Source organism: Sphingomonas sp. CCH9-E2, assembly GCF_001557215.1.
GTDB lineage: Bacteria > Pseudomonadota > Alphaproteobacteria > Sphingomonadales > Sphingomonadaceae > Sphingomonas.
Genome location: NZ_LSJM01000319.1, coordinates 1 through 6,229 on the forward strand (window position 1 = coordinate 1; position 6,229 = coordinate 6,229).

General features: G+C 61.8%; 5 protein-coding genes. All 5 read right to left on the minus strand.

What is annotated here, in order from left to right:
- Positions 1–1,029 (minus strand): hypothetical protein (locus AX681_RS15245; protein ID WP_066682453.1); only part of this gene is annotated, 1,029 nt, incomplete at its 3' end.
- 228 nt (positions 1,030–1,257) lie between these two features.
- Positions 1,258–3,129 (minus strand): DUF262 domain-containing protein, encoded by a 1,872-nt coding sequence (locus AX681_RS21535; protein ID WP_082738142.1) that lies wholly within the window; start codon positions 3,127–3,129, stop codon positions 1,258–1,260.
- 182 nt (positions 3,130–3,311) lie between these two features.
- A complete protein-coding gene (locus AX681_RS15250) occupies positions 3,312–5,111 on the minus strand; it encodes an acyl-CoA dehydrogenase C-terminal domain-containing protein (protein WP_066664720.1) in 1,800 nt (599 codons plus the stop codon).
- Positions 5,112–5,126: 15 nt separating this feature from the next.
- Positions 5,127–5,558: a MerR family transcriptional regulator gene (locus tag AX681_RS15255; protein WP_066664722.1), complete on the minus strand. Its 432-nt coding sequence runs from the start codon at positions 5,556–5,558 to the stop codon at positions 5,127–5,129.
- A 32-nt stretch (positions 5,559–5,590) separates the two neighbouring features.
- The coding region (locus AX681_RS22560) for a hypothetical protein (protein WP_231734975.1) at positions 5,591–6,229 on the minus strand (639 nt) is incomplete at its 5' end.

The window sequence follows — 6,229 nt, forward strand, 5'->3', positions numbered from 1 at the left end:
GGCGGCGTGGCCGGCGGCGATGAGGGGCGCGCGCAGGGCCGCGTCTTCGGCGGCGATGGCGTCTTCCTCTTCCTGTGTCAGTTCGCGCTCATAGTTTGCGGTGCCGGGTTCGCCCTCTTCGAAGCCGTCGAAACCGGCGGGGGGCGGGAAGCGGGTGCGCCAGCCGTCATGTTCGTAGCACCACCAGATGGGCGGCGCAGTCGCGTCGCTGTCCGGACGATCCTGACAAGAATCGCGTGTGTCGGGCGGGCTGTCAGGCTCCTCCTCCGGCGGGGCTTCGGATGCGAGCGCGACGAGGCCGATGGCTTCGGCGCGGCGCCATTGTTCGTCGGTCCAGGTGGCGCGGCCGGCGGGGTCGAGGTCGGTGGCGGGGACGGCGGCGCTGGCGTCCACATGGGTGCGCAGCCAGCGATCGGCGCGGGCGAGCGTGCGGATCGGGGCGAGGTCGTCCTCACTCGCCACCCCCGCCGCCCCGAAGCGCGCGGCGAGGAACAGGCCGGCGCGGCCCGGTGCCGCCGAGTGTTCGACCAGATCGAGATATTGTTCGAAGTCCGCCGCGGCGAGCCGCACGGCGGCGGCGTCGGTATCGGTGCAGGCGGCGTCGGCGCGCTTGTCGAGCCGGTTCAGCATCTTCCACGCCAGTTGATTGTCGTAGCGGTGGCGGGTGGTGATGCGGCCATCGTCGCCGGTGACGGATTCACGCACGCCGTTGAAGGCGCGGTCCATCAATTCGTCGGCTAGGGAGTCGCGGGCGCGCAGCTGAGCCGCCTTCCACCCCAGCGCGAACGCCGCGCCGCGCGCGCTGTCGCGCAGGGCATAGGCGGTCGAGCGCGACATGCCGACGATGGCGCACGCCTTGGTCACATTATGCCCGCGCGCGAGGGCGGTGAGGAAGCGCTTCTGCTTTTCGGGGGTCCAGCCGTCATACCGCTGGGCATCGGGCACGCCGGGTTCGAGTTCGTGGAAGGCGGCGTGGTTGAAGGTGGAGGGATCGTAGGGCGCCGGTTCTGGCGTGGTGAAAGCGTTCATGTCCGCAGGTCCTTTGCTGATGGGATGCAGAGGACCGGTTAGGTATGCCGGAACGGGGGCTGTAGGAAAGTTCTATTTTTGTTCTAATGCTGCATTGAGAGGGAGGCTGGTTCGCGCAGAGATCGCGGAGGCGCAGAGAGCGCTGGCCGCGCAGCGCCAGCGGTGCGGTGGAATGGCGACGCGCGCTGCCTGACCACCCACCTCACTAAAAATGTGCCCGAGTTATTTCTAAGTATTTCTCGGCCAGATGATTAGAGCTTTGTCGAACAACCACTTACCTCGCTCGACGATCGCTTCATCATCCCATGTTTCGACGTTCGCAAGAGCAAGATTTATCGGCAACAACGAATGTTTCAAAAGCTCAGGCCGCTTGATACTCCACGGCGAATTTGAAACCGAGGAATTGAGCCCGCTGGTAAGAATCGTTAAATTGCCCATCGTCTGAATCAGTTGATTCCGCCGGCGCGTTTCGACCGCACGAGCGTCATTCTCCTCAGCCTCCCATAGCTCAGCGTATGTCATCCCACTGGCACCGGACGAAAGAGGCCAATGAGCCTCCCAACTCTGTGGCATTATATGCTCGACTGTGAGCTCTCCGTCCACATTTAGGCTCTCGGTTTTTGACGACCGAACGTGTTCACTGATCCTATTCAGGATGTAACACAGCCGTACGTTGTTCAGGCGGCGATAAATGTCTGCTGAAATCCAAGCTTCGCCAAAAATCTGATCCGTGGGCCATTCCGCAGATTCGCCCCGCAATCCAGTAAAGTAAGCGAGTACCTGAGAATGAGATACAACGCTGGATTGAAGATACCTCACTAATGACAGGAAAACTCTGTTCAGATTTTTATTGGTCAAACCACATACGGCGCGACGAATAATGTAGCTTTCTATTACATCACAAATTGATGCCAGTTCATTTTCATTTGCATCGGATGCCAATAAATAGAGAAGTAAAGGGTATGCGGTACCAATGTCGAATGCAGATAGGGTTCTCGCGACACTAGAATATGGCCTATCAGATTCAACTTCTAGCAATTCGCGAAAATACCCCCTAAATTCCTGGAGCGAATTTAACTCATCCTCGACGCTCGAAAAGGGAGATTTTTTTTCGATCCAATGCCGATATTCAGCATATAAATGCTTTATCGGTATATCGATCGCTTGCTTGCTCGCAAGATAATGCTGCATAAAAAGATCGCTACGCGGTCTATTAATGCGGCCCTGACTGACGGTTGTCCGCCAAAATTCATCGTCAAATGGCTCCCAATATTTATTGTAGAGCTCATCCTGGGACTCTTCCTGTCGAGCTGCGCGCAAGAAAATGTAGTTTCTCAAAAGGTCTGCCGGCAGTAGCGGCTCCCCGCGTGCGTTTAGCGTTTCGAAAATGACCTGCGCGTCATCGCCAGGCTCCAGATCAATAGAGACTACTAAAAGCGCGTTCCTAAGCGCTTGCAAGCACGTCTCCAGCCGCTCTTCGATAGCAAAATCAGATGCCAAAGGAGGCTCCGATTCTGACCCGACGAAAAAGTCATGAAGCTCAGCGTAAAAGAATAGATAAGCATCCACGATGCGCGGACGTGGATCGGGCTTACGAGCCCATTTCTTCCATGTCAGCGGGTAGATTTTTTTCAACTGCTCGACGCCTCCGGCGGTCACAGCTGCCCGGAAAGGGTCGCGATCCAACTTTGTGGGCCAGACTTTGAACTTATCCACGTTGGGATCTGGCATCATCCCCTTATTTAAGGTAAAGTTCTCACACTCGCTTGCCAACGCCTCGGCACCGACCGATCTACAAAAATCCCGAAACGCCGCAATAAAAACTTGAAGCGTGGTCAGCCTTTGCTGACCGTCGATAACCATCCGACGTTCAACGTGCGTAATGGGAACTTGCTTTTGGTCAAGAACGATAGCGCCGAGGAAATGTACCGGCGCATCCATTCTGCCTTCAAGAAACTCCGAAAATTTTCGAACGATATCTTCCCATAGCGGCCGCCATTGCAAGTCTTCGGACCAAACATACTGGCGCTGAAAAAGGGGAACCTCTAGTCGCATCTTTTTCTCGAAAAGCTGCAACAGCGGTACTGCGTTTGCTTTCATGTTCCCCCCGTGCACGACCTGCGGTGCAGCGGGAAGTTTTCCCGCTGCCGGACTGGCAAGTCACCGCCAATTCCGTCTGTATCTTGGCCTACCTCAACGCAAGCGCAAGATATTTTCGTTTTCGCAGTTGCAGGCCCCCGCACTCATGCGCCCCGGCGTTAGACAAGGAGAGGTGCTCGACCTCAAACCCCAAACGCCTCCACCGGCAGCGCCATGATCGTCTCCGCGCCGCTTTCGATCTTGCGGCGGAGCGCGCCGGCGTTGGGCATGATGCGGTCGGCGTAGAAGCGGGCGGTGACCAGCTTGGCTTCGTAGAAGGCCTTGTCGTCATCGCCTTCGGCCAGTGCCGCGACAGCCGCGTCGGCCATGCGGAGCCACATCAGGCCGATCGCGACGGTGCCCATCAGCTCCATGTAGCTGTATGCGCCGGCGCCGACCTGGTTGGGGTCCTTCATGCCGTTGGCCATGAACCACATGGTCGCGGCCTGTAGCTGGCCATTGGCCTTTTCGAGCGCTTCGGCGAGGTGGGTCAGTTCGGGCTTGGCCTTGGCCGCGGCGACCTCTTCGGCGACGATGCGGAACAGGGTCTGGACCGCGCGGCCGCCATTCTGGGCGAGCTTGCGGCCGACCAGGTCCATCGCCTGCACGCCGTTGGTGCCTTCATAGATCATCGCGATACGGGCATCGCGGACGTACTGCTCCATGCCCCATTCGGCGATGTAGCCATGGCCGCCATAAACCTGCTGGCTGTCGGTCGCGATGCGGTAGCCGGCGTCGGTGCCGACGCCCTTGATCACGGGGGTGAGCAGGCCGATCAGGTCGTCGGCGAGCTGACGCTCCTCCTCGCTCGCCGCCTTGTGCGCCAGGTCGACCTGGAGGCCGCCCCACAGGCACAGGGCGCGCAGCCCCTCGGTCATCGCCTTGGCCTCCATCAGCATGCGGCGGACATCGGGGTGGACGAAGAGGGTGTCGGCCTTTTCCTGTGGCTCGGCGGGGCCGGTGAGCGCGCGGCCCTGACGCCGGTCGTGCGCGTATTGCACGGCGTTCTGGTAGGCGACTTCGCCGATGCCGAGGCCCTGAAGGCCGACGCCGAGGCGGGCGGCGTTCATCATGATGAACATGGCGGCGAGGCCCTTCATCTCTTCGCCAACGAGCCAGCCGGTCGCGCCGTCATAGTTCATGACGCAGGTCGAGTTGGCGTGGATGCCCATCTTGTGCTCGATCGAGCCGCAGGAGACGGCGTTGCGCGCGCCGAGGCTGCCATCGTCGTTGACGATGAACTTGGGCACGACGAACAGGCTGATGCCCTTGCTGCTCTCCGGCGCGCCGGGCGTCTTGGCGAGGACGAGGTGGATGATGTTACTGGTGAGGTCATGCTCGCCGGAGGAGATGAAGATCTTCGTCCCCGTGATCGACCAGCTGCCGTCGGCATTGGGGGTGGCGCGGGTCTTGATGAGGCCGAGATCGGTGCCGCAATGCGGTTCGGTCAGGTTCATCGTGCCGCCCCATTCGCCGCTGACCATGCGGGGGACGTATTTCTCCTGCTGCTCCGGGCTGCCCTTGGCGAGCAGCGCCTCGATCGCGCCGTGGGTCAGGCCGGGGTACATGGCGAAGGCCATGTTGGCGGAGATCAAATATTCCTGAAACGCGGTGGAGACGACGTGGGGCATGCCCTGGCCGCCGAACTGCTCCGGCGCGCTGAGGGTGCCCCAGCCGGATTCGACGAACTGGTTGTAGGCTTCCTTGAAGCCGTCGGGCGTGGTGACGCTGCCGTCCGGGTGGCGGGTGCAGCCCTGCTGGTCGCCGCTATGGTTGATCGGGAACAGGACCTCGGCGACGAACTTGCCGCCCTCTTCGAGCACCGCGGTGACGGTGTCGGGGGTCGCGTTGGCGAAACCGGGGAGGTTGGCGTAGCGGTCGATCTTGAGCACGCGATCGAGCACGAAGCGGGTGTCGCGGACGGGGGGATTGTAGCGGGGCATCTCTCTATCCTGTTCTTATTTGATCGGTGCGGCGCGGCCTTCGAGGACCGCGATGAAATCGTCGAGTTCGGCAATCGCGGCGTCGATATCGACCTTTTGCCGTTCCAGCAGCGCGATGCGCGCGCGGCATTTGTCGAGCGTGACCTGATGCTGGGTGCGGCGTTCGTCGCCGACATCGTAGAGGTCGATCATCTCGCGAATTTCGGCGAGGCTGAAGCCGACCCGCTTGCCGCGCAGGATCCAGGCGAGCCGGGCGCGGTCGCGGTGCGAGTAGATGCGCTGGAGCCCGCGGCGCTCGGGGCTGATCAGCCCTTCATCCTCGTAGAAGCGCAGCGCGCGTGCGGTCACCTCGAACTCGGCGCACAGGTCCGAGATCGAGAAACTCTCCTTGTCCGGCCGCGCTTCGATCGGGGCGAAGCTGGCGACGGCTTTCAGTTTCGTTGCCATGCGGGCGAATTTAGTCGCGGTTGACGTTAACGTCAACTACCGCAGAGACGGACTCCCTCTGCGCTTCTGAGTGCCTCTGCTTCTGCCGCCGATTCACTCAGGCGTTCGACTTCCAGCGCCGCGAACGACGCACGCGGGCCACACAGTTTCGCGCAGGCGTCGGGGACGTTGGCGGGGAAGGTGATGCGGTCGCCGTCGAACTTGGCGTCGAAGCTGCAGGTTTCGCCGTTGCGCCCCTTGAACTCGATCGCGAGGGTGGAGCCGGAGCGGGCGGCGGTGCCGCGGCCGGTGCAGCTGACCTTGTCGCCATAATCGACGAACGCGCCGACGCGATAAGCAGTGCCGTCGGGCACGACGCACAGCCGGTCGGTGTCGCGGGCATAGAGGCCGGTGACGTCGCTCGCCTTGGGATCGCGGACGAGGCCGCGCTCGATCGCGGCGGATTCGAGGCTGGGCGGCGTGGGCGATGCGCCAGGCTGCGGCGCGCCGCCCGAGCAGGCGGCGAGGAGGAGGGTGGCGAGGATCGCGGAATTCCTCCCCCAACGGGGGAGGTGGCAGCGCGCAGCGCTGACGGAGGGGCCGCCGCGAAGACGGCGGAATTTTGCCGAGATGCTGACCGCCCTCTGCGGGGCGGCCCCTCCACCACCGCCTTCGGCGGCGGTCCCCCTCCC